General features: G+C 69.3%; 23 protein-coding genes and 1 riboswitch. Of the genes, 15 read left to right on the forward strand and 8 right to left on the reverse strand.

Annotation, left to right across the window (positions count from 1 at the left end):
* Positions 1–33: 33 nt before the first annotated feature.
* The 8 genes from AC57B8_RS04120 (at position 34) to arsC (ending at position 8,979) form a co-directional block, all read left to right on the forward strand.
* Positions 34–1,209, forward strand: coding sequence for a Gfo/Idh/MocA family protein (locus tag AC57B8_RS04120; protein ID WP_496478753.1), 1,176 nt, complete (start codon positions 34–36; stop codon positions 1,207–1,209).
* Between the two features lie 19 nt (positions 1,210–1,228).
* Positions 1,229–2,416 carry a dihydrodipicolinate synthase family protein gene (locus AC57B8_RS04125; RefSeq protein ID WP_496478754.1) on the forward strand — a complete coding sequence of 396 codons (1,188 nt, stop codon included), beginning with the start codon at positions 1,229–1,231 and terminating at the stop codon, positions 2,414–2,416.
* Between the two features lie 8 nt (positions 2,417–2,424).
* The gene (locus AC57B8_RS04130; RefSeq protein ID WP_496479111.1) at positions 2,425–3,303 is read left to right on the forward strand and encodes a sugar phosphate isomerase/epimerase family protein; all 879 of its coding nucleotides are present in this window, start codon (positions 2,425–2,427) and stop codon (positions 3,301–3,303) included.
* Positions 3,304–3,351: 48 nt separating this feature from the next.
* Positions 3,352–4,446, forward strand: coding sequence for a DNA glycosylase AlkZ-like family protein (locus AC57B8_RS04135; RefSeq protein ID WP_496478755.1), 1,095 nt, complete (start codon positions 3,352–3,354; stop codon positions 4,444–4,446).
* Between the two features lie 314 nt (positions 4,447–4,760).
* A complete protein-coding gene (locus tag AC57B8_RS04140) occupies positions 4,761–6,941 on the forward strand; it encodes a TonB-dependent siderophore receptor (protein ID WP_496478756.1) in 2,181 nt (726 codons plus the stop codon).
* A 98-nt stretch (positions 6,942–7,039) separates the two neighbouring features.
* Positions 7,040–7,198: riboswitch (FMN riboswitch) on the forward strand.
* A gap of 113 nt (positions 7,199–7,311) precedes the next feature.
* Positions 7,312–7,824, forward strand: a complete 513-nt coding sequence (locus tag AC57B8_RS04145; RefSeq protein ID WP_070061276.1) for a 6,7-dimethyl-8-ribityllumazine synthase — start codon at positions 7,312–7,314, stop codon at positions 7,822–7,824.
* A 41-nt stretch (positions 7,825–7,865) separates the two neighbouring features.
* Entirely contained in the window at positions 7,866–8,567 is a 702-nt protein-coding gene (locus AC57B8_RS04150; RefSeq protein WP_062473484.1) for a glutathione S-transferase family protein, read from the forward strand.
* 31 nt (positions 8,568–8,598) lie between these two features.
* Positions 8,599–8,979, forward strand: a complete 381-nt coding sequence (gene arsC, locus AC57B8_RS04155; RefSeq protein ID WP_062473487.1) for an arsenate reductase (glutaredoxin) — start codon at positions 8,599–8,601, stop codon at positions 8,977–8,979.
* On the opposite strand, the gene queG is transcribed toward arsC, so the two are convergent.
* Positions 8,976–10,058 (reverse strand): tRNA epoxyqueuosine(34) reductase QueG, encoded by a 1,083-nt coding sequence (gene queG / locus AC57B8_RS04160; protein WP_496478757.1) that lies wholly within the window; start codon positions 10,056–10,058, stop codon positions 8,976–8,978. The genes arsC and queG overlap by 4 nt on opposite strands.
* On the opposite strand from queG, the gene tsaE reads away from it, so the two are divergent.
* Positions 10,044–10,538, forward strand: coding sequence for a tRNA (adenosine(37)-N6)-threonylcarbamoyltransferase complex ATPase subunit type 1 TsaE (tsaE, locus tag AC57B8_RS04165; protein WP_056579690.1), 495 nt, complete (start codon positions 10,044–10,046; stop codon positions 10,536–10,538). The genes queG and tsaE overlap by 15 nt on opposite strands.
* Positions 10,535–12,037, forward strand: a complete 1,503-nt coding sequence (locus AC57B8_RS04170) for an N-acetylmuramoyl-L-alanine amidase (protein ID WP_496478758.1) — start codon at positions 10,535–10,537, stop codon at positions 12,035–12,037. Before tsaE ends, AC57B8_RS04170 begins: the two co-directional genes overlap by 4 nt.
* A 1-nt stretch (position 12,038) precedes the next feature.
* On the opposite strand, the gene AC57B8_RS04175 is transcribed toward AC57B8_RS04170, so the two are convergent.
* Both AC57B8_RS04175 and AC57B8_RS04180 read right to left on the reverse strand, forming a co-directional pair.
* On the reverse strand, positions 12,039–12,539 hold the full coding sequence (locus AC57B8_RS04175; protein WP_496478759.1) for a DUF2938 domain-containing protein: 501 nt from the start codon (positions 12,537–12,539) through the stop codon (positions 12,039–12,041).
* Entirely contained in the window at positions 12,532–13,401 is an 870-nt protein-coding gene (locus tag AC57B8_RS04180) for a class I SAM-dependent methyltransferase (RefSeq protein ID WP_496478760.1), read from the reverse strand. The genes AC57B8_RS04175 and AC57B8_RS04180 overlap by 8 nt, the downstream gene beginning before the upstream one ends.
* An 85-nt stretch (positions 13,402–13,486) precedes the next feature.
* On the opposite strand from AC57B8_RS04180, the gene AC57B8_RS04185 reads away from it, so the two are divergent.
* Together AC57B8_RS04185 and AC57B8_RS04190 are read left to right on the forward strand one after the other, a co-directional pair.
* Positions 13,487–13,915 (forward strand): helix-turn-helix domain-containing protein, encoded by a 429-nt coding sequence (locus AC57B8_RS04185; protein ID WP_159276157.1) that lies wholly within the window; start codon positions 13,487–13,489, stop codon positions 13,913–13,915.
* Positions 13,916–14,044: 129 nt separating this feature from the next.
* Positions 14,045–14,335 carry a YMGG-like glycine zipper-containing protein gene (locus tag AC57B8_RS04190; protein WP_223301444.1) on the forward strand — a complete coding sequence of 97 codons (291 nt, stop codon included), beginning with the start codon at positions 14,045–14,047 and terminating at the stop codon, positions 14,333–14,335.
* 72 nt (positions 14,336–14,407) lie between these two features.
* Here AC57B8_RS04190 and AC57B8_RS04195 read toward each other — a convergent pair whose 3' ends face one another.
* Positions 14,408–15,073: a DedA family protein gene (locus AC57B8_RS04195; protein WP_062478522.1), complete on the reverse strand. Its 666-nt coding sequence runs from the start codon at positions 15,071–15,073 to the stop codon at positions 14,408–14,410.
* A 49-nt stretch (positions 15,074–15,122) separates the two neighbouring features.
* Here AC57B8_RS04195 and AC57B8_RS04200 point away from each other — a divergent pair, with 49 nt between their 5' ends.
* Together AC57B8_RS04200 and AC57B8_RS04205 are read left to right on the forward strand one after the other, a co-directional pair.
* Positions 15,123–15,632: a GNAT family N-acetyltransferase gene (locus AC57B8_RS04200; protein ID WP_496478761.1), complete on the forward strand. Its 510-nt coding sequence runs from the start codon at positions 15,123–15,125 to the stop codon at positions 15,630–15,632.
* Complete coding sequence (locus AC57B8_RS04205) at positions 15,629–16,567, forward strand: LysR family transcriptional regulator (protein ID WP_496478762.1); 939 nt, start codon at positions 15,629–15,631, stop codon at positions 16,565–16,567. The genes AC57B8_RS04200 and AC57B8_RS04205 overlap by 4 nt, the downstream gene beginning before the upstream one ends.
* Positions 16,568–16,571: 4 nt before the next feature.
* On the opposite strand, the gene AC57B8_RS04210 is transcribed toward AC57B8_RS04205, so the two are convergent.
* The 3 genes from AC57B8_RS04210 to AC57B8_RS04220 all read right to left on the reverse strand — a co-directional run bounded on the left by AC57B8_RS04210 (position 16,572) and on the right by AC57B8_RS04220 (position 20,903).
* Positions 16,572–17,924: an MFS transporter gene (locus AC57B8_RS04210; protein WP_082818212.1), complete on the reverse strand. Its 1,353-nt coding sequence runs from the start codon at positions 17,922–17,924 to the stop codon at positions 16,572–16,574.
* A 46-nt stretch (positions 17,925–17,970) separates the two neighbouring features.
* A complete protein-coding gene (locus tag AC57B8_RS04215) occupies positions 17,971–18,792 on the reverse strand; it encodes a fumarylacetoacetate hydrolase family protein (protein ID WP_496478763.1) in 822 nt (273 codons plus the stop codon).
* Between the two features lie 320 nt (positions 18,793–19,112).
* The gene (locus tag AC57B8_RS04220) at positions 19,113–20,903 is read right to left on the reverse strand and encodes an IlvD/Edd family dehydratase (protein ID WP_496478764.1); all 1,791 of its coding nucleotides are present in this window, start codon (positions 20,901–20,903) and stop codon (positions 19,113–19,115) included.
* A gap of 250 nt (positions 20,904–21,153) precedes the next feature.
* On the opposite strand from AC57B8_RS04220, the gene mutL reads away from it, so the two are divergent.
* Positions 21,154–23,052: a DNA mismatch repair endonuclease MutL gene (gene mutL / locus AC57B8_RS04225; RefSeq protein ID WP_496478765.1), complete on the forward strand. Its 1,899-nt coding sequence runs from the start codon at positions 21,154–21,156 to the stop codon at positions 23,050–23,052.
* 3 nt (positions 23,053–23,055) lie between these two features.
* On the opposite strand, the gene AC57B8_RS04230 is transcribed toward mutL, so the two are convergent.
* Entirely contained in the window at positions 23,056–24,525 is a 1,470-nt protein-coding gene (locus AC57B8_RS04230; protein ID WP_496479112.1) for an MFS transporter, read from the reverse strand.
* Positions 24,526–24,651 lie beyond the last annotated feature (126 nt).

Below are 24,651 nucleotides of genomic sequence, written 5' to 3' on the forward strand. Positions count from 1 at the left end.
TCTTTTCCCCTGCATCTCCCCAAGGAACCCACGATGGCCATCCAACGTCTCGGAATCATCATGCACGGCGTCACCGGACGCATGGGCATGAACCAGCACCTGATCCGCTCCATCTGCGCCATCCGCGCCCAGGGCGGCGTGACGCTGTCGAACGGCGACAAGGTCATGCCCGACCCGATCCTCATCGGCCGCAACGCCGAGAAGATGGAAGCGCTCGCCAAGACCCACAACATCGCGCGCTGGGGCACCGACCTCGACCAGGCGCTCGCGAACAAGGACGACACCGTCTTCTTCGACGCCGGCACCACGCAGATGCGCCCCACGCTGCTGGCCAAGGCCATCCGCGCCGGCAAGCACGTGTACTGCGAGAAGCCGATCGCCACCAACCTCAACGAGGCCGTCGAGATCGCCCGCCTGGCCGACGAAGCCGGCAAGGCCACGGGCCTGAAGCACGGCGCGGTGCAGGACAAGCTCTTCCTGCCCGGCCTGCGCAAGCTCGACATGCTGCGCCGCGCGGGCTTCTTCGGCCGCATGCTCAGCGTTCGCCTGGAGTTCGGCTACTGGGTGTTCGAGGGCGACCTGCAGCCCATCCAGCGCCCGAGCTGGAACTACCGCAAGGAAGACGGCGGCGGCATGATCCTGGACATGATGTGCCACTGGCGCTACGTGCTGGACAACCTGTTCGGCGAGGTGAAGTCGGTGTCGTGCATCGGCGCCACGCACATCCCCACGCGCTGGGACGAAGCCGGCAAGCCCTACGAGGCCACCGCCGACGACGCGGCCTATGCCACCTGCGAACTCACGGGCCACAACGGCGAGCCGGTGATCGCGCAGCTCAACATGAGCTGGGCCACGCGCGTGCGCCGTGACGACCTCGTGACCTTCCACGTCGACGGCACCGACGGCTCGGCAGTGGCCGGCCTGTCGAGCTGCCGCGCCCAGTCGCGCGTGGCCACGCCGCGCCCGGTGTGGAACCCCGACGAGAAGCAGACGATGAACTTCTTCGACCAGTGGCAGGAAATTCCGGACTCGCAGGTCTACGACAACGGCTTCAAGATCCAGTGGGAACACTTCATCCGCCACGTGGTGGAAGACGCGCCCTACAAGTGGACGCTGCCCGAAGGCGCCAAGGGCGTGCAGCTGGTCGAAGCCGCGCTCGCGTCCTGGCAGGAGCGCCGCTGGATCGACGTGCCGCAGCTGAAGGTCTGAGGAAGAAGAAGACAAAGCCATGGCACTGTCGCTGACCCTCCCCACCGCGAGCGGCGCACTCGCGCCCTACGCCCTGCGCGGCACCGCGCCGGTCAAGCCCGAAGCGGGCGTCAAGTTCAACCGCATCGCCTACTCGGCCGCCCACGTCGTGGCCGACCCGCTCGCCGCCATCGATCCGTGGCTGCAATGCGCCGTCGACTGGGACACCACCATCGCCTACCGCCGCCACCTGTTCTCGCTGGGCCTGGGCGTGGCCGAGGCCATGGACACCGCGCAGCGCGGCATGGGCCTCGACTGGCCCACGTCGCTCGAACTGATCCGCCGCTCGCTCGATGCAGCGAAGGACGTGCCCGGCGCGCTCGTCGCCTCGGGCTGTGGCACCGACCACCTGAACATCGACGACGTGAAGAGCGTCGACGACGTGATCCGCGGCTACGAGGAGCAGATGGCCGCCATCGAGGCGCTCGGCGGCAAGCTGATCGTGATGGCGAGCCGCGCACTGGCCCGCGTGGCGAAGAGCCCCGCCGACTACGAGCGCGTGTACGACCGCATCCTGAGCCAGGCGAAGCAGCCCGTGGTGCTGCACTGGCTGGGCGACATGTTCGACCCGGCGCTCGCGGGCTACTGGGGCACGAAGGATGTCGATGCGGCGATGGACACCGCCATCGGCATCATCGCGGCGCACCCCGAAAAGGTCGACGGCATCAAGATCTCGCTGCTCGACAAGGACAAGGAAATCGCCATGCGCCGCCGCCTCCCGAAGGGCGTGCGCATGTACACGGGCGACGACTTCAACTACGCCGAGCTGATCGCCGGCGACGGCTTCGGCAGCGAGCCGACGCATGGCAAGAGCGATGCGCTGCTGGGCATCTTCGACGCCATCGCGCCCGCCGCGAGTGCCGCGCTGGGCGCACTGGCCCAGGGCAACAGCGAGAAGTTCCACGCGATCCTCGGCCCCACGGTGCCGCTGTCGCGCCACATCTTTGCGGCGCCCACGCGCTTCTACAAGACGGGCGTGGTGTTCATGGCCTGGCTCAACGGCCACCAGAAGCACTTCACGATGGTGGGCGGGCAGCAGAGCACGCGCTCGCTGCAGCACTTCGCTGAACTCTTCCGTCTCGCGGATGCAGCCAACCTGCTGGAGCAGCCGGAACTCGCGGTGCGGCGCATGAAGACGCTGCTGGCGCTGCACGGCGTGGAAGGCTGATGGCGACCATGCGCGATTTCTCGAAGAACCACGACTGGCTGTCGATCAACACGGCGACCATCCGCAAGCAGTCGGGCGCCGAGGTGCCGCTGGACCGCCTCATCGACCAGTGCGCCGAACGCGGCATCCGCGCCATCAGCCCATGGCGCGACCAGGTTGCGGCCGTCGGGCTCGACAAGGTGGCCAAGCAGTTGAAGGCGCACGGCATCGGCCTCTCGGGCTACTGCCGCGGCGGCTTCTTTCCCGCGCCCGACGCGGCCGGCCTGACGGCCGCGCTCGACGACAACCGCCGCGCCATCGACGAAGCGAAGACGCTGGACGCGCCCTGTCTTGTGCTCGTGGTCGGCGCCCTGCCCGGTGCGCTCGACGGCAAGGCGGCGTACAAGGACATCAGCCGCGCGCGCAATGAAGTGCGCGACGGCATCGCCGCCTCGCTCGACTACGCGCGCGAGGTCGGCATGCCGCTGGCCATCGAGCCCCTGCACCCGATGCAGGCGGCCGACCGCGCCTGCATCAACACACTCGAGCACGCGCTCGACCTGTGCGACGAACTCGATGCGGGCAAGACCGGCATGCTCGGCGTGGCGCTCGACATCTATCACGTGTGGTGGGACCCGAAGCTGCAGCAACAGATCGCTCGTGCCGGCCGCGAACGGCTGCTGGCGTACCACGTCTGCGACTGGCTCACGCCGACGCGCGACCTGCTCTCCGATCGCGGGATGATGGGTGACGGGGTTGTCGAGCTGAAGAAGATCCGCGGGTGGGTCGAGGATGCAGGCTTTGCGGGTTTCAGCGAGGTCGAGATCTTCTCGAACCTCGACTGGTGGCAGCGCCCCGGCGCCGAGACGCTCGACGTCTGCATCGAACGACACCGCAGCGCGGTCTGATCGATCCGGCCGAAGCGAAAGGCAGCCGCTTGTGCTGCAATCCGCCCCATGGCTGACCCCACCCTCGACGACCTGCGCCGCTACGCCGTCGCGCGCACCCTCTTCACGCCGACGACACTCCCCGCCGCCATCCGCAAGCTCGGCTTCGTGCAGGCCGACCCGATCCGCGCGCCCGCGCGGGCGCAAGACCTCACGCTGCGCCACCGCGTGAAGGACTACCGCGCGGGCGATCTCGAAAGCTGTTACGCGCGGCTCGCGATCGAGGAAGACTGCCTCGTCAACTACGGATTCCTGCCGCGCGAGCACCTGGCGCTGATGCATCCGCGCGAGGCCAAGAAAGCCTGGGACGCCGACACGCGCCGCAAGGCCGCCGACGTGCTGGCCTATGTGCGCGAGCACGGGCCGGTGCATCCGCGCCAGGTCGAGCAGCACTTCGCGCATGGCCGCATCCAGAACTACTGGGGCGGCTCCAGCAATGCGACCACGCACCTGCTCGACGGCATGCACTACCGCGGCCTGCTGCGCGTGGTGCGGCGCGACAGCGGCACGCGGGTCTACGAGGCCGTGAGCCATCCGCCCGCCGACGACAGCCCCGCAGGGCGCGCACAGCGCGCGGCGGCGCTCATCGAACTGGTGGTGCGCAAGTACGCGCCGCTGCCGGCCACGAGCCTGACCTACCTCGTGCGCCTGCTCGGCTATGGCGCCCCGCACCTGGCCGCGCAGACGCAGGCGGCGCTGCGGCTGGCGCGCGAGGAGCTGGCCAGTTGCCGCATCGACGGCACGACCTGGTACTGGCCTGCCGACGAGAACCCCGTCTCGCGCCGCCATGCACCCGACGACGCGGTGCGGCTGCTCGCGCCCTTCGACCCGGTGGTGTGGGACCGCCGCCGCTTCGAGCTGCTGTGGGGCTGGACGTACAAGTTCGAGGCCTACACGCCCGCGCCGAAACGGCAGTTCGGCTACTACGCGCTGCCGATGCTGTGGCACGACCGCGTGATCGGCTGGGCCAATGTGAGCGCGCCCGAAGGCCGCCTGCAGCCGGCCTTCGGTTATGCCGACGCGAAGAAGCCGCACGGCGCGCCCTTCCGCGCGGGCCTTGACGACGAACTGCACCGCATGACGCAGTTCCTCGCGGGCCGCTGACGCGGCCTTTTATAATCGCCCGCCTCAGCCAGCCGCCCGCGCCCGCCGCGAGCCCGCCAGCCGTCTTCGAAGGAACGAAGACGCAGCAGCCCGAGCGACGACACCCCCCGTCGTCGCCCCCGGCCACTGCCCCCACGACGCCGTAGACACACAACACCAGCCGGATGCGCTTTCCTTTCGGAATGCGCCACGGCACGCGCTCGTTCGTTTCCGTTTTTTTCGATCGCACCCGAGAAGCCATGGCGCGCCTGACCGCGCCGCAGCCACTCCCCCGCCCTAGACACGTCCGACACAGGACACAGGAGAAGCTGCACATGACACTCAAGAATCGTCGCCCCGGAACGCCGCGCACGCGGCGGGGCTATGCCACGCTCGCGGTCACCGCCGTGGCGCTCGCCGCCAGCGCACACGCCCACGCGCAAGAAGCCGCTGCTGCCGAAACGCGGCAGGCGCTGCCCACAGTCACCGTCTCGGGCGATGCCGGCGAGACCGCCACCGGCCCCGTGACGGGCTTCGTCGCCAGGCGCGGCAGCACGGCCACCAAGACCGACACGCCGCTGATCGAGACGCCGCAGGCCATCTCGGTCGTCACGCGCGACCAGATCGAAGCCCAGGGCGCGCTCACCCTGCGCGAGACCACCAACTACACGGCCGGCGTGGTGTCGAGCTACTTCGACAGCCGCGTGGATTCGTTCAAGGCCCGCGGTGGCGACGCCGTGCAGTACCTCGACGGCCTGCAACGCACCTACGGCACCTACAACGCCAGCCGGCCCGACCCGTACATGCTGGAGCGCGTGGAGCTGCTGCGCGGCCCTTCGTCGGTACTCTACGGCCAGGGCGGCATCGGCGGCGTGCTCAACCTCGTGTCGAAGCGTCCGCAGGCCGAGACGCAGCGCGAGGTGCAGCTGCAGCTGGGCAACAACGCGCGCAAGCAGATCGCCGCCGATTTCACCGGCTCGCTCGACCCCGAGAGCAAGTGGATGTACCGCCTCGTGGCCGTGAACCGCGACAGCGGCACGCAGGTCGACCACGTGTCGGACGACCGCATCGCGATCGCCCCCTCGCTCACCTGGCGCCCGAACGCCGACACCTCGCTCACGCTGCAGGCGTCCTACCAGAAGGACAAGAGCGGCTCGCTGATCGGCTTCTTCCCTTGGCAGGGCACGCTGCTGCCCTCGCTGTACGGCCGCATCCCGACCTCGACCTTCACCGGCGAGCCGGGCTTCGACCGCTTCGACACGCGCAGCACCTCGCTGGGCTACCTGTTCAGCCACCGCCTCAACGACACCTGGACGGTGCGCCAGAACCTGCGCTCGACCGAGAGCAAGGTCTGGTACAACACCTCGTACACCAGCTTCACGGCCAACCGCCTCACGGGCCGTCCGGCGCGCCCGGTGTTCAACGCCGACCAGCGCACCATCGAACGCGACCTGAGCAGCGACATCAACGGCGGCAAGATGCTGCTGCTCGACAACCAGGCCGAGGCGCACTTCAGGACCGGCGAGGTCGAGCACACGCTGCTGCTGGGCGCCGACTTCCAGCGCAACACCACCTCCAAACTCTCGGGCCGCGGCCGTGCGGGCGCGCTCGACGTGTACGCGCCGGTGTACGGCAACTACACGGCGCCGACCAGCTACACGCGCGCACCCGAGGTGGTGCAGAAGCAGGCCGGCCTGTACGTGCAGGACCAGGTCAAGTACGGCCGCTGGATCGGCCTGCTGGGCCTGCGCCATGACAAGGCCACCACCGACACCGAAGGCCGCCCCGCCGCGGCGGCCGACGACAAGGCCACCACCAAGCGCGCCGGCCTGGTCTACCTGGCCGACGGCGGCTGGGCGCCGTACCTGAGCTATGCCGAATCGTTCCTGCCGCTGGGCGGCGTCGACACGTCGAACAACCCCTTCAAGCCGCAGCGCGGCAAGCAGTGGGAAGCCGGCGTGAAGTGGGAGCCCGCGGGCCAGCGCACCTCGTTCATGGCGGCCGTGTACGACCTGCGCGACACCAACCGCAAGACCCCCGACCCGACCAACCCGCTCAACAGCGTGCAGCTCGGCGAAGTGCACGTGAAGGGCCTGGAGCTGGAGTACAAGGGCAGCATCGCGCGCGACTGGGACTGGATCGCCTCGTACGCCTACACCGACGCACGCGTGTCGAAGAGCAACGGCTCCGACCTGGGCAAGCGCATCTCGGGCGTGCCCAAGCACACGGCCTCGGCCTGGGTGACCAAGCGCTTCTCGATCGGCGGCCTGCACGGCTTCTCGGCCGGCGGCGGCGTGCGCTACCTGGGCAAGTCGTACGACGGCATGGACAACAACCCCGCGCCCGCGGTCACGCTGTTCGATGCGATGTTCGCGTGGGACAACGGTCCGCTGCGCCTGGCACTCAACGTCGCCAACCTGACCGACAAGGTGCAGATCACCACCTGCCTGGCGCGCGGCGATTGCTTCTACGGCCAGCGCCGTACCCTGACCGCGAGCGCGACGTACCGCTTCTGAAGAAAATCCCCGCGCGGGCGAAGGTCTGGCGCGCGGGTGACAACCCCGCGCTGCACGGGGCTTCTAGAATCGCGCCGTCGTCCGGTTCGCCGGACGGCAAGCGTTCTCAGGGCGGGGTGCAATTCCCCACCGGCGGTGATGGCAACGAAAGTTGCACAAGCCCGCGAGCGCCTCGGGCCTGCCACAGGTCCGAGGGTCAGCAGATTTCGGTGCGATTCCGAAGCCGACGGTCACAGTCCGGATGAAAGAGAGCGCGAAATGCGGGCATGCCCGCGCGCCTTGCTTTGCTCTTTTTGGGCAAGCCGGCGCGCGAGCGGGCCTGTGGTTTCGTGCGCCCTGATTCAGGAAACCTGCTTTCAAGAGGCACACCATGAGTCAGATCAACGACCTTCCCCTTTCTGCCGTCACCGCGTCGGGTTCGCCGCGCGGCCAGCGCATCGCATTCGTCGAGGCGCAATGGCATTCCGACATCGTCCACCAGGCACGCGACGCCTTTCTCGAAGAGATGGCGCGGCTCGGCGTGGCGCGCGAGCTCATCGACATCTTCGATGTGCCCGGCGCCTTCGAGATTCCGCTGCACGCCAAGCGCCTGGCCAACTCGGGCAAGTACGCGGCCATCATCGGCTGCGCGCTGGTGGTGGACGGCGGCATCTACCGCCACGAGTTCGTCGCCAACACCGTCGTCAGCACGCTGATGTCGCTGCAGCTGGAAACCGACGTGCCGATCTTCTCGGCCGTGCTCACGCCGCACCACTTCCACGAGCACGTGGAGCACCGCAAGTACTTCCACCGCCACTTTGCGATCAAGGGCACGGAAGTGGCCGAGGCCTGCTTCAAGACGCTCGAGGCGCTGGACAAGGTCGACGCGCTGCTTGCAGCCTGAGCGGGTTGGCAAGAGGCGCACGCCTGCAGTAACCTGCGCGGATGGCCTCTCCATCCGCCCCGGCGGTCGCAGCAGCAGCCGCCGACCGCTACACCCTCTATGGGGCGCCCGGCTCGGGCGCCACGCCCATCCACGCCGCGCTGACGCTGATCGGCGCGCAGGTCGACACGGTCGACATCGCCCCCTGGGAGGGCGAGTCCGAACGCGAGCGGCTGACCGGCGTCAACCCGATGCAGCAGGTGCCCGCGCTCGTGCTGCCTTCGGGCGAAGTCATGACCGAGAGCGCGGCCATCCTCATCTGGCTGGGCGACCGCTATCCCGAGGCCGGGCTCTGCCCCGCGCCCGGCGACCCGCGTCGCGCGCAGTACCTGCGCTGGATGGTCTACCTGCCGGCCTCGATCTATTCGATGTTCTGGGTGCGCGACGAGCCTTCGCGCCTCGCGGCCGATGCCGCCGCGCAGGCCGTGGTGCTCGAGCGCACGGCCGCGCGCATCGCGCACTGCTGGCACCTCATGGACACGCAGATCGACGAACCTTCGCCCTACCTGCTCGGCGACAAGCTCAGCATGCTCGACCTGTACGTGACCGTGGTGTCGCGCTGGACGCCGACCCGCCGGCGCTTCTACCGCGTGGCGCCGCGCATGGCGCGCGTGGTGCGGCGCGTGGACGCCGACCCACGGCTGGCGGCGTTCTGGGCGGCGCGCTTTCCGTTCTCGATGGATGCGGACGAAGAGACAAGCTGAGGCCCGTTCTTCTCTTCTCATAATCGACGCCATGACCGCACGCACACCGACCACTGCCTACCCGATGACGATCTACCACAAGCCCAACTGCAGCACGTCGCGCAACGTGCTGGGCTTGATCCGCGAAAGCGGCGTGGAGCCCGAGATCGTCCTGTACCTGGAAACGCCGCCCTCGAAGAAGAAGCTGCGCGAGCTGGCGAAGGCCATGGGCCTGACAGCGCGCGACCTGCTGCGCACGAAGGAAGCGCCCTACGAAGAACTGAAGCTGGCGGACGAGAAATTGACGGACGACCAGCTGTTCGACGCGATCGTCGAGCACCCGATCCTGTTGCAGCGGCCCATCGTCGTGTCGCCGCGCGGCACGCTCATGTGCCGCCCGTGGGAGCGCGTGCGCGAGATCCTGCCCGCTTAAATCGGTGGATCTTCGGGCTGCTGCGCCAGCCCCCACGCGACATGCTCGCGCACCAGCTCGCTCGGATGCTCGGCGCGCGTGGCCAGCGCTTCCTTCGCGCCGACCTCGCCTGAGCGCACCGCATTGCCCAGCGCCACCGCGATGTTGCGCAGCCAGCGTTCGTGGCCGATGCGGCGGATCGGGCTGCCTTCGGTGCGGCGCAAAAAATCTTCTTCGCTCCACGCGAACAGCTCGGCCAGCGTGCGGCCCGTGAGCCCCTCGCGCGCGTCGAAGTCGGGCAGCGTGCTCTTCTTCGCGAACTTGTTCCAGGGGCAGATCAGCTGGCAGTCGTCGCAGCCGTAGATGCGGTTGGCCATCAGCGGGCGCAGCTCCACCGGAATGGCGCCGGCGTGCTCGATCGTCAGGTACGAGATGCAGCGGCGCGCATCGAGCCGCTGCGGCGCGACGATGGCGCGCGTCGGGCACACGTCGATGCAGGCGCTGCAGCTGCCGCAGTGCGCGCTGACGGGCTCGCTCGGCGGCAGCGCCATGTCGACGTAGATTTCGCCCAGGAAGAACATCGAGCCCGCGTCGCGGTCGAGCACCAGCGTGTGCTTGCCGCGCCAGCCCTGGCCGCTGCGCGAGGCCAGCTCGGCCTCGAGCACCGGTGCCGAATCGGTGAAGGCGCGGTGGCCGAACGGGCCGACCTCTTCGGCGATCTTCTCGGCCAGTTTGGCCAGGCGGTTGCGCAGCACCTTGTGATAGTCGCGGCCCCGCGCGTACAGCGACACGATGGCCTCGCCGGGCCGGCGCAGCCGGTCGAACTCGATGGCCTGCCACTCGGCGTCGGTGTCGCGCGGCAGGTAGTCCATGCGCGCGGTGATCACGCTCACCGTGCCCGGCACCAGCTCCGCGGGCCGCGCGCGGCGGGTGCCGTGCGTTGCCATGTATTGCATTTCTCCATGGAACCCATGGGCCAGCCATTGCATCAGACCGTCTTCGGCGCTCGACAGATCGACGCCCGCGATTCCGATTTGGGAGAATCCGAGTTCCCGGGCCAAGGCCTGAATACGAGCAACGAGTGGATGGCTGACGATCACTTGCCGATTGTAGAAACGCGCACCCTGCGCTGGCAGGGCGAAGACGACACCGACGCGCTGGCGCGCGCGCTCGCCGCATCGCCCGCGTTGCGCGACGCATTCATCGCGCTGCAGGGCGACCTGGGCGCCGGCAAGACCACCTTCGTGCGCCACCTGCTGCGCGCGCTCGGCATCACCGGGCGCATCAAGAGCCCCACCTACGCGGTGGTCGAGCCGCACGAGGCGCCGGACGGGCTGGCCATCTACCACTTCGACTTCTACCGCTTCGCCGATCCGCGCGAATGGGACGACGCGGGCTTCCGCGACATCTTCGCGGGCCCGGGCCTCAAGCTGGCCGAGTGGCCGGAAAACGCCGCGGGGCGCACCCCACCTGCCGACCTAGCTATTAAAATAGAAGCAATGACCGACGACACCCGCAGCGTGACCCTCCTGGCGAACACCCCTCGCGGCAGCGATCTGCTGGCGTGCCTGGCCGCATGAAGGCGACCGGCCTGAAACGGCGCGTGCTGCTGCAAGGCGGCAGCATCGCGCTGATGCTGGGCGTGCACCAGATCGCGCGCGGCGCCAGCATCCTCGCCGTGCGCGTGTGGCCCGCCGCCGACTACACCCGCGTGACCATCGAATCCGATGCCCGCCTCAACTCGCAGCAGCTCGTGGTGGGCAGCCCGCCCCGGCTGGCCGTGGACATCGAGGGCATCGACCTGAACACCGAGCTGCGCGACCTGGTCGGCAAGATCAAGCCGGGCGACCCGTACATCAACGGCCTGCGCATCGGGCAGAACGCACCGAAGGTGGTGCGCATCGTGTTCGACCTGAAGCAGACCGTGCGTCCGCAGGTGTTCTCGCTGGCGCCCGTGGCCGCCTACAAGCACCGGCTGGTGCTCGACCTGTACCCCGAGCAGGCCATCGACCCGATGGAAGCGCTGATTGCCGAACGGCTGCGCGATGCACCCAAGAACGGCAGCACCACCGCCCCTCCCAGCAACGGCCCCGTCGTCGCCACCGCCCCGCCCGCCCCCGCCGCACCGTCGCCGGCCCCCGCGCCCGTGCGCCCCGCCATGCCGCCCGGCGACCCGCTGGGCGACCTGATGGCGCAGCAGGCCGCGCGCCCCGCGCCCTCCGGCCCCGCACCAGCCTTGCCGCCCGGCGGTATGCCGCTGCCGCCGGCACCGCCGCCCGTGGTGGCCGCGGCGCCCCCGGCCCGGCCCGTGACGCCGCCCGGTCCGCCGCCGCGCGCCACGGCCAGCCGCACCGACCGCATCATCATCGTCGCGCTCGACCCCGGCCACGGCGGTGAAGACCCCGGCGCCATCGGCCCGAACGGCACGCGCGAGAAAGACATCGTGCTGCAGGTGGCGCACCGCCTGCGCGAGCGCATCAATGCGGCCAGCGTCAACGGCAGCCCGATGCGCGCCTTTCTCACGCGCGACGCCGACTTCTTCGTGCCGCTGGGCGTGCGCGTGCAGAAGGCGCGGCGCGTGCAGGCCGACCTGTTCGTGAGCATCCACGCCGACGCCTTCACCACGCCCGCCGCGCGCGGCGCCAGCGTGTTCGCGCTGAGCCAGAGCGGCGCCTCCAGCAGCGCCGCGCGCTGGCTGGCCAACAAGGAGAACGACGCCGACAAGGTCGGCGGCGTGAACGTGGGCAACCACGAGGCGCAGGTGCAGCGCGCGCTGCTCGACATGAGCACCACCGCGCAGATCAACGACAGCCTGAAGCTCGGCGGCGCGATGCTCGGCGAAATCAAGGGCATCGGCGCGCGGCTGCACAAGGCGCAGGTCGAGCAGGCCGGCTTCGCGGTGCTGAAGGCGCCCGACATCCCGAGCGTGCTGGTCGAGACCGCCTTCATCAGCAACCCCGAGGAAGAAGCCAATCTGCGCCGCGCCGACTACCAGGAGAACCTGGCCGACGCGCTGATGCGCGGCATCCAGCGCTACTTCGCGCAGAACCCGCCGCTCGCGCGCAGCCGGCAGCTCTGATCTAGAGGCCCGCCACGCGGGCGACCCACGCGGCCGCATAGAGGCCGACGCCGAAGACCGCGTGCGTCACCACGCTCTGGAACCGCGCCATCGCCGGGCGCGGCGTGCGGCGCGCCGCAAAGCCCGCCCCCATCGCCGGCTGCATCACGCAGAACGGCAGGAGCACGGTGCCGATGCCGACGATCAACGCAGGCACCAGCGTCGGCTGGCGCGCCCATGCCAATCCCCAGCCCGCGAGCAGCACGGCCGCGAATGCGATGCCGAGCAGGTAGTGCGCGCTCCAGCCGATGACGCCCTCGCCCGCCACGCGCGGCGACTTGCCGATGGGGTCGTGAAAGAAGCGCCCGCGCGTCAGGTGCACGAGCCAGCGGCCCACGAGCGCGTAGTCCAGCGAGGGAATGCCGAACAGGCGCTGGCGCAGCACGGCCCACAGGTCCATCACCACGGTCGCGCCGGCGCCGATCCACAGCGTGCGCAACGCGCATTCGACGGCCTCAGACATGGCCACGCTCCTGCCCCGGTGCGCGCGCCGCGATCATCCAGCAGGCCGCGACAAAGCGCACGTCGTCGCCCTGCACATAGGGCGCGAAGGCGGCATGCAGCGTCTCGACGACCTGCGCGCGCGTCGCGGCATCCACCTCCTGCAGGACCAGGCCGACCGGCCCGAGCCGCGTGAAGTAGTCGGCCAGCGCCGTCGCGGGGAACGCGCATTCGACCTCGAAGGGCTGGATGTCGACCTCGCCCCATCCGCTCGCCGCGAGGATGCCCGCGACCCGCGCGCGGTCGGCAAACGCGAACTGGCCCGGTGCGTTCGGCTGGCGCGGCGGCAGGCCGGGCAGCAGCGGCGCGGCGGCGCGCTCGGCCGTGGTCATGAACGGGTTGTCAGCCCCGCCGCGCCAGGCGATGCAGCGCAGGGCCGCACCGTCGGTCGACGCGTGCCGCAGGTTCGTGAAGGCCCGCACCGGGTCGTCGAAGAACATCACGCCCAGGCGCGAGATGACCGTGTCGAACGCGGCCGGCTCGAAGGCATGGCCCTGCACGTCGGCGCAGACGAAGCGGGCCGACGGGAGCACCTCGCGCGCGGCGCGGGCCTTCGCTGCTTCGATCATCGGCGCCGAGATGTCGACGCCGAGGCATTGCCCTGTTGCGCCGAGTTGCCGCGCCACGGCGAGCGTCGTGCGGCCGGTGCCGCAACCCACGTCGAGCACGCGGCGGGCGCCCACGGCGCGCACCGCGTCGCTCAGCCGCGCTTCGAGCGGCTGGAACATCGCGTCGAGCACGGCCTGCGTCCGGACCCAGGCGCTGCCGGCGTGGCCGTTCCACAAGGCGGCCTGTTCGGCATTGGCGGGAGATGTGTCGTCCATGATCGTTTTCCTTCAGGTGCCTTCAAGCGGCGAGAGCTAGACTGTGCCAATTCAAGTCGACTTGAAGTCAAGAGGGGGCCGGCACATGGACATTTCGGAAGTCGCGCAACGCGCCGGTGTTCCCGCCTCGACGCTGCGCTTCTATGAAGAAAAAGGGCTGATCGCCTCGACCGGCCGGCACGGCCTGCGCCGAGTGTTCGCGCCCGAGGTGCTGGAGCGGCTGGCGCTCATCGCGCTGGGGCGCGCCGCCGGTTTCTCGCTGGAGGAAATCGGCCACATGTTCTCGCCCGAAGGCAAGCCGCGCATCGACCGGCAGGTGCTCGCGGACAAGGCGCAGGACCTCGATCGCACGATCCGCCAGCTCACGGCGATGCGCGACGGCCTGCGGCATGCGGCGGTCTGCCCTGCGCCCAGCCACATGGAATGCCCCACCTTCCGCCGCATCCTGCGGGCCGCGTCGTCGGGTGCGCTGGAAGCCCCGAAGAAGAAGGCGCCGAAGCCGCGAACCCCCTAGCCACACGTGCTTTCAGGCGTTGCGTTCCGCAACACGCGCCCCTGCGCACAGGCAAGCGCGGCAGGCTCCTACACCGCGAAATGCATACTTTTGACCATGATGAGCCATCACTCTCGAAAGGTGGACCTCATGTTGAAGACACGTCTCTGGATCGCCGCTGCAGCTGCCACTTCGGTCATGACGCTGGCAGGTTGTGCGAGCGGTCCGAACCAGAACCTCGGCACCGGCATTGGCGCACTCGGCGGCGCGGCGGTGGGCCATGCGATCGGCGGCAACACGGGCAGCACGCTCGGCGGCGCGGCCATCGGCGGCATCATCGGCAACCAGGTGGGCCGCAACGTCGACGAGCGCAACTACTACAACCAGCAACGCTACCCGCGCGGCAGTGGCTACTACCCGGACAACGGGCCGCGCTACTGATTGATCCTTTCAACCCTCAACGAAAAAACGCGCCCTCCGGCGCGTTTTTTCTTGGGGCGAACCGGGAGCGGCTCAGGCCTGCGATGCCGCCGCCCGCGCCTTCTCGGCCTTCGAGGCGCGCCACGCGCCGAAGATGGCCAGCAGGCCGGGCACGAAGATCAGCGCCCAGATGATCTTGTCCAGGTGCTGGCGCACGAACGGCAGGTTGCCGAAGAAGTAGCCCGCGGTGGCAATGCCCAGCACCCAGATGAGCGCACCGCCCACGTTGTAGGCCGTGAACTTCGCGCGGTTCATCTCGGCCACGCCGGCCACGAAGGGTGCGAAGGTGCGAATGAAGGGCATGAAGCGCGCCAGCACGATGGTGATGCCGCCGTAGCGTTCGTAGAAGCTGTGGGCCTGGTCGAAGGCCTTGCGGTTGAAGAAGCGCGAGTTCTCCCACTGGAACACCTTGGGCCCGAAGTAGCGCCCGATCGAGTAGTTGCACTGGTCGCCCAGGATGGCCGCCGCGATCAGGATGCCGCAGGCCAGCGGAAAACTCATGAGCCCCACGCCGCACAGCGCGCCGACGATGAACAGCAGCGAGTCGCCCGGCAGGAACGGCATGACCACCGCGCCGGTCTCGACGAACACGATCAGGAACAGCAGCGCATAGACCCAGGGGCCGTAGGCGACCACGAAGGCCTCGAGGTGTTTGTCGACGTGAAGGATGAAGTCGACGAGAAAGCTGATGATTTCCATGGGCGCGGATTATCCTTGTTGGCATGCCGCACCTTTTCCGAATCACCCCATGATCCAGATCCGCGAAGCCCTCGATACCGACTGGCCCAGCCTCTGGGCCGTTCTCGAACCGACGTTCCGCCGCGGCGACACCTACACCTACCCGCCCGATGTGACGGAAGAACAGGCCCGCCACTCGTGGATGAAGGTGCCCACCCAGGTCTTCGTGGCCTGCAACGACGAAGGCGCCGTGCTCGGCACCTATGTGATCCGCCCCAACCAGCCCGGCCAGGGCGCGCACGTGAGCAACTGCGGGTACGTGGTGTCCGAAGCGGCGCGCGGCCTGGGCGTGGCCTCGGCGCTGTGCGAACACTCGCAGCAGCAGGCCCTGCGCATGGGCTTCCTCGCGATGCAGTTCAACTTCGTCGTCTCCACCAACGAGCGCGCGGTGCGGCTGTGGCAGCACATGGGCTTCGCCATCGTCGGCACCTTGCCGGGCGCATTCAGGCATCCGCAGCTGGGCTTCGTGGACGCCTTCGTCATGTACAAGCAGCTGCAGCCTTTCCCCGGCGCGGCATGAAGAAGATCGAGCCCCGGCTCCTGCAGGCCTTCGTGGCCGTGGCCCGCGAGGGCTCGGTGTCGCGCGGCGCGCAGCGGCTGTTCCTCACGCAGCCGGCCGTGAGCCTGCAGCTCAAGGAACTGGGCGCGCTGGTCGAGCTGGAGCTGTTCCAGCGCACGCCCACCGGCCTGCTGCTCACGCGCGACGGCGCGGCGCTGCTCAACCATGCCGAACATGCGCTCGAGAGCCTGAACGATTTCGCGGTGGCCGCCGAGCGGCTCAAGGGCGGCGTGCGCGGCTCGCTGCGCATCGGCACCATCCTCGACCCCGACTTCACGCGGCTCAGCCCCTTCCTCACCGAACTGGTGGCGCTGGCGCCCGAGCTCGAGACCGAGCTGCACCAGGGCACGAGCGGCGACGTGCTGGCCCAACTGCTGAACAAGGAGCTGGACATCGGCTTCTACCTCGGCGACCCCGAGGCCACCGACCTGCCGCAGGCCAGCGCCGCCTCACGGCGCCACGACGGCGAACTGTTCCATTCGCAGGTGCTGGCGCGCTTCAACTACCAGGTGATCGGCCCGAGCGGCTGGGCGCCCCAGGTGCTGGGCCGCGACTGGCCCGAGCTGGCGTATCTGCCGTGGGTGCTGGCACCGGCGACCTCCTCGCATTCGCGGCTGCTGGCGCCGGTGCTGCAGGCCCACAAGCTGGTGTTGAAGAAAGCCGCGCAGGCCGACCAGGAGATGTCGATGCTGGCGCTGGTGCGCGCCGGCGTGGGCATTTCGCTGGCGCGCGACGCGCTGGCGCTGCAGGCCAGCCAGCGCGACGGCCTGGTCATTGCCGACCGCGTGAGCATCGGCTGCGACCTGCGCTTTGTCTGCCTGGCCGGCGCGCGCAAGCGGCCGGAAGTGGACTGCGCATGGCAGGCGCTGTCGCGCGTCTGGCGACAGGCCTTCTGAACGGCTAGGCGCGCGCCCGGCCGTCGAGCACGGCCGCCGGCGCCGCCGCCGCCCCACTCTTCTTCGCCACGCGCCAGCCCTTCGGCATCAGCGCCAGCATCAGCGCGGCCAGCAGCGCCGCGCTGCCCAGCGTGTACAGCCCCGCGGCCGAGCCGCCGTGGTTCTGCTCCACGTAGGTCCGCAGGTTGGGCGCCACGAAGCCGCCCAGGTTGCCGATGGAGTTGACCAGCGCAATGCCCGTGGCAATGCCCAGGCCCGACAGCCGCTCCGACAGGAAGGCATAGAAGATCGGCGTGCCCGACAGGTAGGTCGACGCGCCGATGGACAGCGCCGCGATCGCGAAGATCGGCGAGCCGTGCGCCGACAGGCACACGCACACGCCGAAGATCGTGTACAGCGTGGCCACAGTGACGCGGCGGCGGTCGTGGTGGCGGTCGGACCAGCGCGTGACGAAGTACACGACGAACAGCGCCAGCAGCCACGGGATGCTGGTGACGAAGCCGACCAGGAGGCCAATCTTCTGGCCCAGGATCTGCCCCACCTGGGTCGGGAGATAGAAGATGAGGCCGTAGGCCGCGATCTGCACGATGAAGAAGTTCAGCGCGAAGAACATGACCCGCGGATTGCACAGCGTCTGCCACACGGTCTGCGGGCTGTCGGCCGACTTTTCTGCCGCTTCCTGGTCGAGCACGGCCTGCAGCGCGTTCTGCTGCGCGCTCGTGAGCCAGGGCGCGTTGTGCGGCCGGTCGACGATGACGAAGAAGGCCACGATGCCCACCACCACGGCCATCAGGCCCTCGATGAGGAACATCCACTCCCAGCCCTTGAGGCCGCCGATGCCGTTCATGTCGAGCAGCGCACCGGAGATCGGCCCGCCGATGACGAGCGCGCCCGCAAAGCCGAACAGCAGGATGCCGTTGGCCTGCGCACGCACCTTGGCCGGGAACCAGTAGGTCAGCGTGAGCAGCACGCCGGGGTAGAAGCCCGCCTCCGCGATGCCGAGCAGGAAGCGCAGCACGTAGAAGGAGGTCTCGGTGGTCGCGAACATCATGGCCGAGGCCACGAGCCCCCAGGTGACCATGATCCGGCACAGCCAGATGCGCGGGCCGACGCGCGACAGGATCACGTTGCTCGGCACTTCGAAGATCGCGTAGCTCACGAAGAAGATACCGGCGCCGAGCGCGAAGGCGCTGTTGCTCAGGCCGGTGTCGATCTGCAGCGCCTGCTTGGCGAAGCCGACGTTCACGCGGTCGAGGATCGACATGATGTACATGACGATCAGCATGGGCAGCAGGCGCCAGCGCGCCTTGTGGATGGCGCCTGTGACCAGCTCGCCGTAGGGACTCGTGGTTGTCATTGTTGTTGTCTCCTGAATAGGTATGTCTGTCTGGAAGGCGCTGAGGCTAGCCCCTTGCGACCGCGCCGTGGACGGGGTTCGTCACCGAGCCCAATCCGTCGATCTCGACCGAGACCACGTCGCCGCGCTTCAGGAAGCGCGGCGGCTTCAGGCCCAGGCCGACGCCGGCGGGCGTGCCGGTGAGGATCAGGTCGCCGGGTTCCAGCGTGATGGCGCGCGAGAGGTAGGCGATGAGGAAGGCGACCGAGAAGATCATTTCGCTGGTGTTGGACGACTGCACGGCCTCGCCGTTGACGAGGCAGCGGATGCCCAGCGATTGCACGTCGGTCACTTCGTCGCGCGTGACGACGGTGGGCGCGAGCGGGCAGAAGCCGTCGAGCGACTTGCCGCGCACCCATTGCGCCTCACCCAGTTGCACGTCACGCGCGCTCACGTCGTTGGCAGCCACGTAGCCGAACACATGCGAGAGCGCATCCGCTTCGCTCACGCCCTGTGCGCGTGTGCCGATGACGACGCCGAGTTCGGCTTCCCAATCGACCTTCTCGGTGAAGCCTTCGGGCCAGGTGATCGCGTCGCCATCGGCCGCCAGCGTGTTGCTGAACTTGGCGAAGACGACGGGCTTCTCGGGGATGGCCAGGCCGGTCTCGATGCAATGGTCGCGGTAGTTGGCGCCGATGCAAATGATGTTTCTCGGTGCGAACGGCAGCGTGGGCTTGACGTCGGCGAGGGGGATCGGCTGGCCTGCGTCGCGCCAGGGCTGGCCTTCGACGATGTCCTGCATGCGGGCCGCATCGACGGGCTGCAGTGCGCCGTCCTTGATGTAGCCCACGCGGGGGCCCTGCGGCGTTTGAACGCTCATCCACTTCATGTCTGACTCCTTCTTCTGATTTAAAAAATTCTGGGTGCGGGGGCGGGTTCATTCAGGGCGTGTGCACAGGCCACCGGGTACTTCCCTCCGCGAATGTCCCCCGGGGCTTCGCCCCTCCTCCTTGATTTCGCTGCGGGAAGCACCCAGTGTCCTGAGCACGATGGGCGCGGTCGTTGTGCGGGCCGATCAACATGTGCTCTGAACACGCTCACGTCGATGGGGTGCCTTGCGCAGCGAAACCAAGGAGGAGGCCGCAGGCCGGGGGACATTCGCGGAGCAAGGCACCCCGTCGGCGGGAGCGTCGCCCTGAACAAAAGTCCTCAGTGATTCCGACGCGGAATCCCCGCCGTCTGCGCCACCCGCTGGTACTTGGTCGCCGGCTTCAGCACCATGCCTTCGGACAGCGTGTCCACCATCGCGCGCTGGATCTCCTGCCATGGCGTCTGGCTCGCGGGAATCGGGTAGCCGCCCTTCGCCTCGAGGTCGCGGGCGCGCGCTTGCAGCACCGCGTCGTCGACGAGCATGTTGACGGTGCGTTCCTTCAGATCCACGCGCACCTTGTCGCCGGTCTGCAGCAGCGCCAGGCCCGCGCCTGCGGCGGCTTCGGGCGAGGCGTTGAGGATCGACGGCGAGCCCGAGGTGCCCGACTGCCGGCCGTCGCCGATGCAGGGCAAGGCCGACACGCCGCTCTTGAGCAGGTGCGACGGCGCGCGCATGTTGACCACTTCCGACGAACCCGGGTGCCCGATGGGGCCGACGCCGCGCATGAACAGGATGCAGCTCGCGTCGATGTCCAGCGACGGGTCTTCGATGCGGGCTTCGAAATCTTCGGGGCCGTCGAACACGATGGCGCGGCCCACGAAGGCGTCGAGGTCGCCGGCCTGGCTCAGGTAGCGCGCGCGGAACTCGTCGGAGATCACGCTGGTCTTCATGATCGCGCTGTCGAACAGGTTGCCCGACATCACGAGGAAGCCGGCGTTCTCGCGCAGCGGCTGGTCGAAGGGGCGGATGACGTCGGCGTCTTTCACGGGCGCGTCGGCGCAGTTGATGGCCAGGGTGTGGCCGTTGACGGTGCGCGCGTCGGTGCGGATCAGGCCGTGGCGGTGCAGCTCCGCGACCACGGCGGGCACGCCGCCCGCGCGGTAGAACTCTTCGCCGAGGTACTTGCCGGCGGGTTGCATGTCGAGCAGCAGCGGCACATCGAGGCCGACCGTTTCCCAGTCCTGGATGTTGAGTTCGACGCCCGCGTGCTTGGCGATGGCGATGAGGTGGATGGGCGCGTTGGTCGAGCCGCCGATGGCCGAGTTGACGACGATCGCGTTCTCGAAGGCCGAGCGCGTGAGGATGTCGGAGGGCTTGAGGTCTTCGCGCACCATGTCGACGATGCGCCGGCCGGTTTCGTAGGCCATCTGGCCGCGCTCGCGGTACGGCGCGGGAATGGCCGCGCAGCCGGGCAGGCTCATGCCGAGGGCTTCGGCCAGCGCGTTCATGGTCGAGGCCGTGCCCATCACGTTGCAGTGGCCGGCCGAGGGCACGGTGGAGCCCACGAGGTCGATGTAGCCGGGGAAGTCGATGCTGCCCTTGGCGAACAGCTCGCGCGCCTTGAACAGCGTGGTGCCGGTGCCGGTGCGCTGGCCTTCGTGCCAGCCGTTGAGCATGGGGCCGCCCGACAGCACGATGGCGGGGATGTTGGCGGTGGCTGCGGCCATCAGCGCGGCGGGCGTGGTCTTGTCGCAGCCGGTGGTCAGCACCACGCCGTCGATCGGGTAGCCGGTGAGGATCTCGACGAGCCCCAGGTAGGCCAGGTTGCGGTCGAGCGCGGCCGTGGGGCGGCGGCCGTTCTCCTGGATCGGGTGCATCGGGAATTCCATCGCGATGCCGCCCATTTCGCGGATGCCTTCGCGCACCCGCAGCGACAGCTCGCGGTGGTGGCGGTTGCAGGGCGTGAGGTCGGAGCCGCTTTGCGCGATGCCGATGATCGGCTTGCCCGATTGCAGCTCTTCGCGGGTGAGGCCGTAGTTCAGGAACCAGGCCAGGTGCAGGACCGAGAGTTCGCTGTGTTCGGGGTTGTTGAACCAGGCGGCGGAGCGCAGGGGGCGGGGTGTCGTCATGGCGTCGGCTTTCAGGGTGGTCGGCGAACGCGCGCGGCGGCCCCCTGCGCGGCATGGCGGTGGGCCATGGCGGTGTATTGGGTGTCTCCGGTGCGTTCTTGTTGTGCGAATACGTTGGCGAGAGGGAGCTTAGGTTTTCGCCTTCGCCAAAGCCAATGAGATCGGTTGAGGATCGGTATAAGCGCGCCAAATACACCGCCCAGACACCGCGATACCCCGCCAACCGCCCGGTCTGCGCCCCGCTTTTAGAATGTTTCCGGTGAGTGCCCTACCCTCCTCCCTCCCCCCCGCCGAACGCCGCCCGATCCGTGAACTCCCCGACGAGCTGATCAGCCAGATCGCCGCCGGTGAAATGGTCGAGCGCCCCGCCTCGGTGGTGCGCGAACTGCTCGACAACGCGCTGGACGCCGGCGCGCGCCAGATCACCGTGCGGCTGGCCTCGGGCGGCGTGCGGCTGATCTCGGTCGAAGACGACGGCCTGGGCATTCCGCGCGAGGAACTCACGGTGGCGCTGCGTCGCCACGCCACCAGCAAGATCGCGAGCCTGAGCGACCTCGAAACGGTCGGCACCATGGGCTTTCGCGGCGAGGCGCTCGCGGCCATCAACGCGATTGCCGAACTCAGCATCCTCTCGCGCTTCACCGGCGCCGACAGCGCCTTCGTGCTCGACGGCGGCACGGGCGAGCTGCGGCCGGTGGCGCGCTCGGTGGGCACCACGGTCGAGGTGCGCGAGCTGTTCTTTGCCACGCCCGCGCGACGCAAGTTTTTGAAGACCGACGCCACCGAGCTGGCCCACTGCATCGAGGCCGTGCGCCGCCATGCGCTGGCGCGGCCCGAGGTGGGCTTCTCGGTCTGGCACGACGGCAAGTTGATCGAACAGTGGCGTGCCGCCGCCACGCCCGAGCAGCGGCTGGCCGATGCGCTGAGCGACGACTTCGTGTCGCAAAGCGTCTCCGTGCTGCGCGAAGGCGGCCCGGTGCGCGTGGTCGGCCGTGCCGGCATTCCCGATGCGGCGCGCTCGCGCAACGACCAGCAGTTCTTCTACGTCAACGGCCGCTTCGTGCGCGACAAGGTGCTGTCGCACGCGGTGCGCAGCGCCTACGAAGACGTGCTGCACGGCCAGCGCCAGCCGGTGTACGTGCTGTACCTGGAGATCGACCCGGCGCGCGTCGACGTCAACGTGCACCCGACCAAGATCGAGGTGCGCTTCCGTGACGGGCGCGAGGTGCACCAGGCGGTGCGCCACGCCATCGAGGACGCGCTGGCCGCGCCGCGCGCCGGCGATGCGCTGGCACCGGCCGACGCGCCGCCGCAGCCCTTCTTCAAGCAGACCCCGCTGCCGCCGAGCGCGAGCTGGTCGCAGCCTGCGATCCCGTTCCAGGCGCGCGAGCGCGGTGCCGGCGACTTCGAGGCGATGTGGCCGCGGCGCACCGAGGAACAGGGGCATGCGCCGGTCACGGCCCCGTCGCAGTGGCAGACCGAAGCGCCGGCGATGTCGTTCCGCGCGCCGGTCGGGCTGCCGGACGGCGAAGCGCCCGCCCCTGCCCCTGTCATGAACCAGGACGCCTGGCCGCTGGGCCGCGCGCTGGCCCAGCTGCAGGGCATCTACATCCTGGCCGAGAACAGCCAGGGCCTCGTGATCGTCGACATGCACGCGGCGCACGAGCGCATCGTCTACGAGCGGCTCAAGACCCAGCTCGACGGCGCGGCCATCACGAGCCAGCCGCTGCTGATCCCGGCCACCTTCGCGGCCACACCGCAGGAAGTGGCCACGGCCGAGGCCTGCGCCGAGGTGCTGCCCACGCTGGGGCTGGAGATCACGCCCTTCTCGGCCCGCACGCTGGCGGTGCGCGCCGTGCCCGGCACGCTGGCCGACGGCGACCCGGTGGAGCTGGCGCGCAGCGTGCTCGCCGAACTGGGCCAGCACGACGCGAGCACCGTGGTGCAGCGTGCGCAGAACGAGCTGCTGTCGACCATGGCCTGCCACGGCGCGGTGCGCGCCAACCGCAAGCTCACCATCGACGAGATGAACGCCCTGCTGCGCCAGATGGAAGCCACCGAGCGCTCCGACCAGTGCAACCACGGCCGGCCGACCTGGCGCCAGCTGTCGATCCGCGAGCTCGATTCGCTGTTCATGCGCGGGCGCTGAGCCTCAAGGTTTCGCGTCATCGGCGGCCACGCCGACATGCCGCAGCGTGACGGCAGCCAGCACCGCCAGGATTGCGATGCTGACGGCGCTGGTGGCTGCGGCGGCATTCAGTCCTGCGAGGAAGGCGGCTTGCGCCTGTTCGAGCACGCCAGCGGGCAACTCGTGTGTGACCGCTGTAGCGCCGGCCAGGCTGTCCGATACCGCGCGTTGAAGGTTCACCGCCATGCCATCGATCGGGTCGCCCATTCGCGTGCGATACACCGCCGTCGTCAGGCTGCCCAGCGTGGCGATGCCCACGGCCAGGCCCAGCTCCTGCACCGTTTCGGACAAGGCCGAGGCCGATCCCGCCTTCTCGGGCGGCGCGGCGCCCACGACCAGGTCGGTCCCCAGCGCGGCGATGGTGCCCAGGCCGAGGTACACGAGCGAGAACGCGGCCGTGACCCACGCGATGCCATGCGGCGTGCGATCGACCTGGCTCAGCACCAGGTAGCCCACGACCGACAACCCCAGCGCCCCCGCCATCACATGGCCCGGCCGGATGCGCCGCGCGAGCAGCGGCGCCGTGATGCCTGCGACCAGCATCGCGAGCGCCGGCGGCCCCATCCACAACCCGGCCGCAAGCGGTGACAGGCCCGCCACCAGCTGCAGGTACTGGGTCACCAGCAGCATCGTGCCGCCGACACCGACCAGCCCCACCAGCAGCACGACGAGCGCGACGCTGAAGGCCCGGCTGGCGAACAGGCCGAGGTCGATCAGCGGATGGCGCAGCCGCCGTTGCCGCCGGACGAACCCCAGCGCGAACGCCAGCCCGCCGACGAGCGCCAGCACGGCACCGACGCCGATCCCGTCCTTCGCGACCTGCTTGATGCCGTAGACCACCGGCAGCAAGGCAAGCAGCGACAGCGCGACGCTGGGCAGATCGAGCCGCCCCTGCTGCGGCGCGCGGTACTCCGGCAGCAGGAGCGGCGCGGCCACCAGCAGCAGCCCGATCACCGGCAGCGCGACGAGAAAGGCCGCGTCCCAGCCGTGGTGCGCGAGCAGCACGCCGCCCACCACCGGCCCGGCCGCCATGCCCAGCGCGAACATGGTCGCCCACAGCCCGATCGCCAGCGCGCGCTGGTGCGGGTGCAGGAACATGTTGCTGATCAGTGCCAGCGTCGACGGCATCAGCGTCGCACCCGCCACGCCGAGCACGGCACGCGCGGCGATCAGCTGGGCAGCGCTGGTCGAGCAGGCCGCCATGACCGACGCGGCCCCGAACGCCGCCGCGCCCACCATGAGCAGCTTGCGCCGCCCGATGCGGTCGCCCAGCGTGCCCATCGTGACGAGGAAGCCGGCAATCATGAAACCGTAGGCATCGACGATCCACAGCGCCTGCGCGCTCGTGGGGCGCAGGTCCAGGGCCAGCGCAGGCAGGGCCAGGTGCAGCAGCGTGAGGTCGAGCCCGAGCAGCAGGGTCGGCAGCGCCAGCAGGGCGAGCCCGGTCCATTCGCGGGCGCCGGCGCGGCCGTCGCGCCTCGCGGCGGGTGGGCTGTCGGAAAGGGAAAGTGAATCGCAAGGTGCGGTCAAAAGGGGCCTCCGGGTGCGCGTTCGGGTTGC

Source organism: Variovorax sp. BGA-UO-ETr-C22, assembly GCF_059567965.1.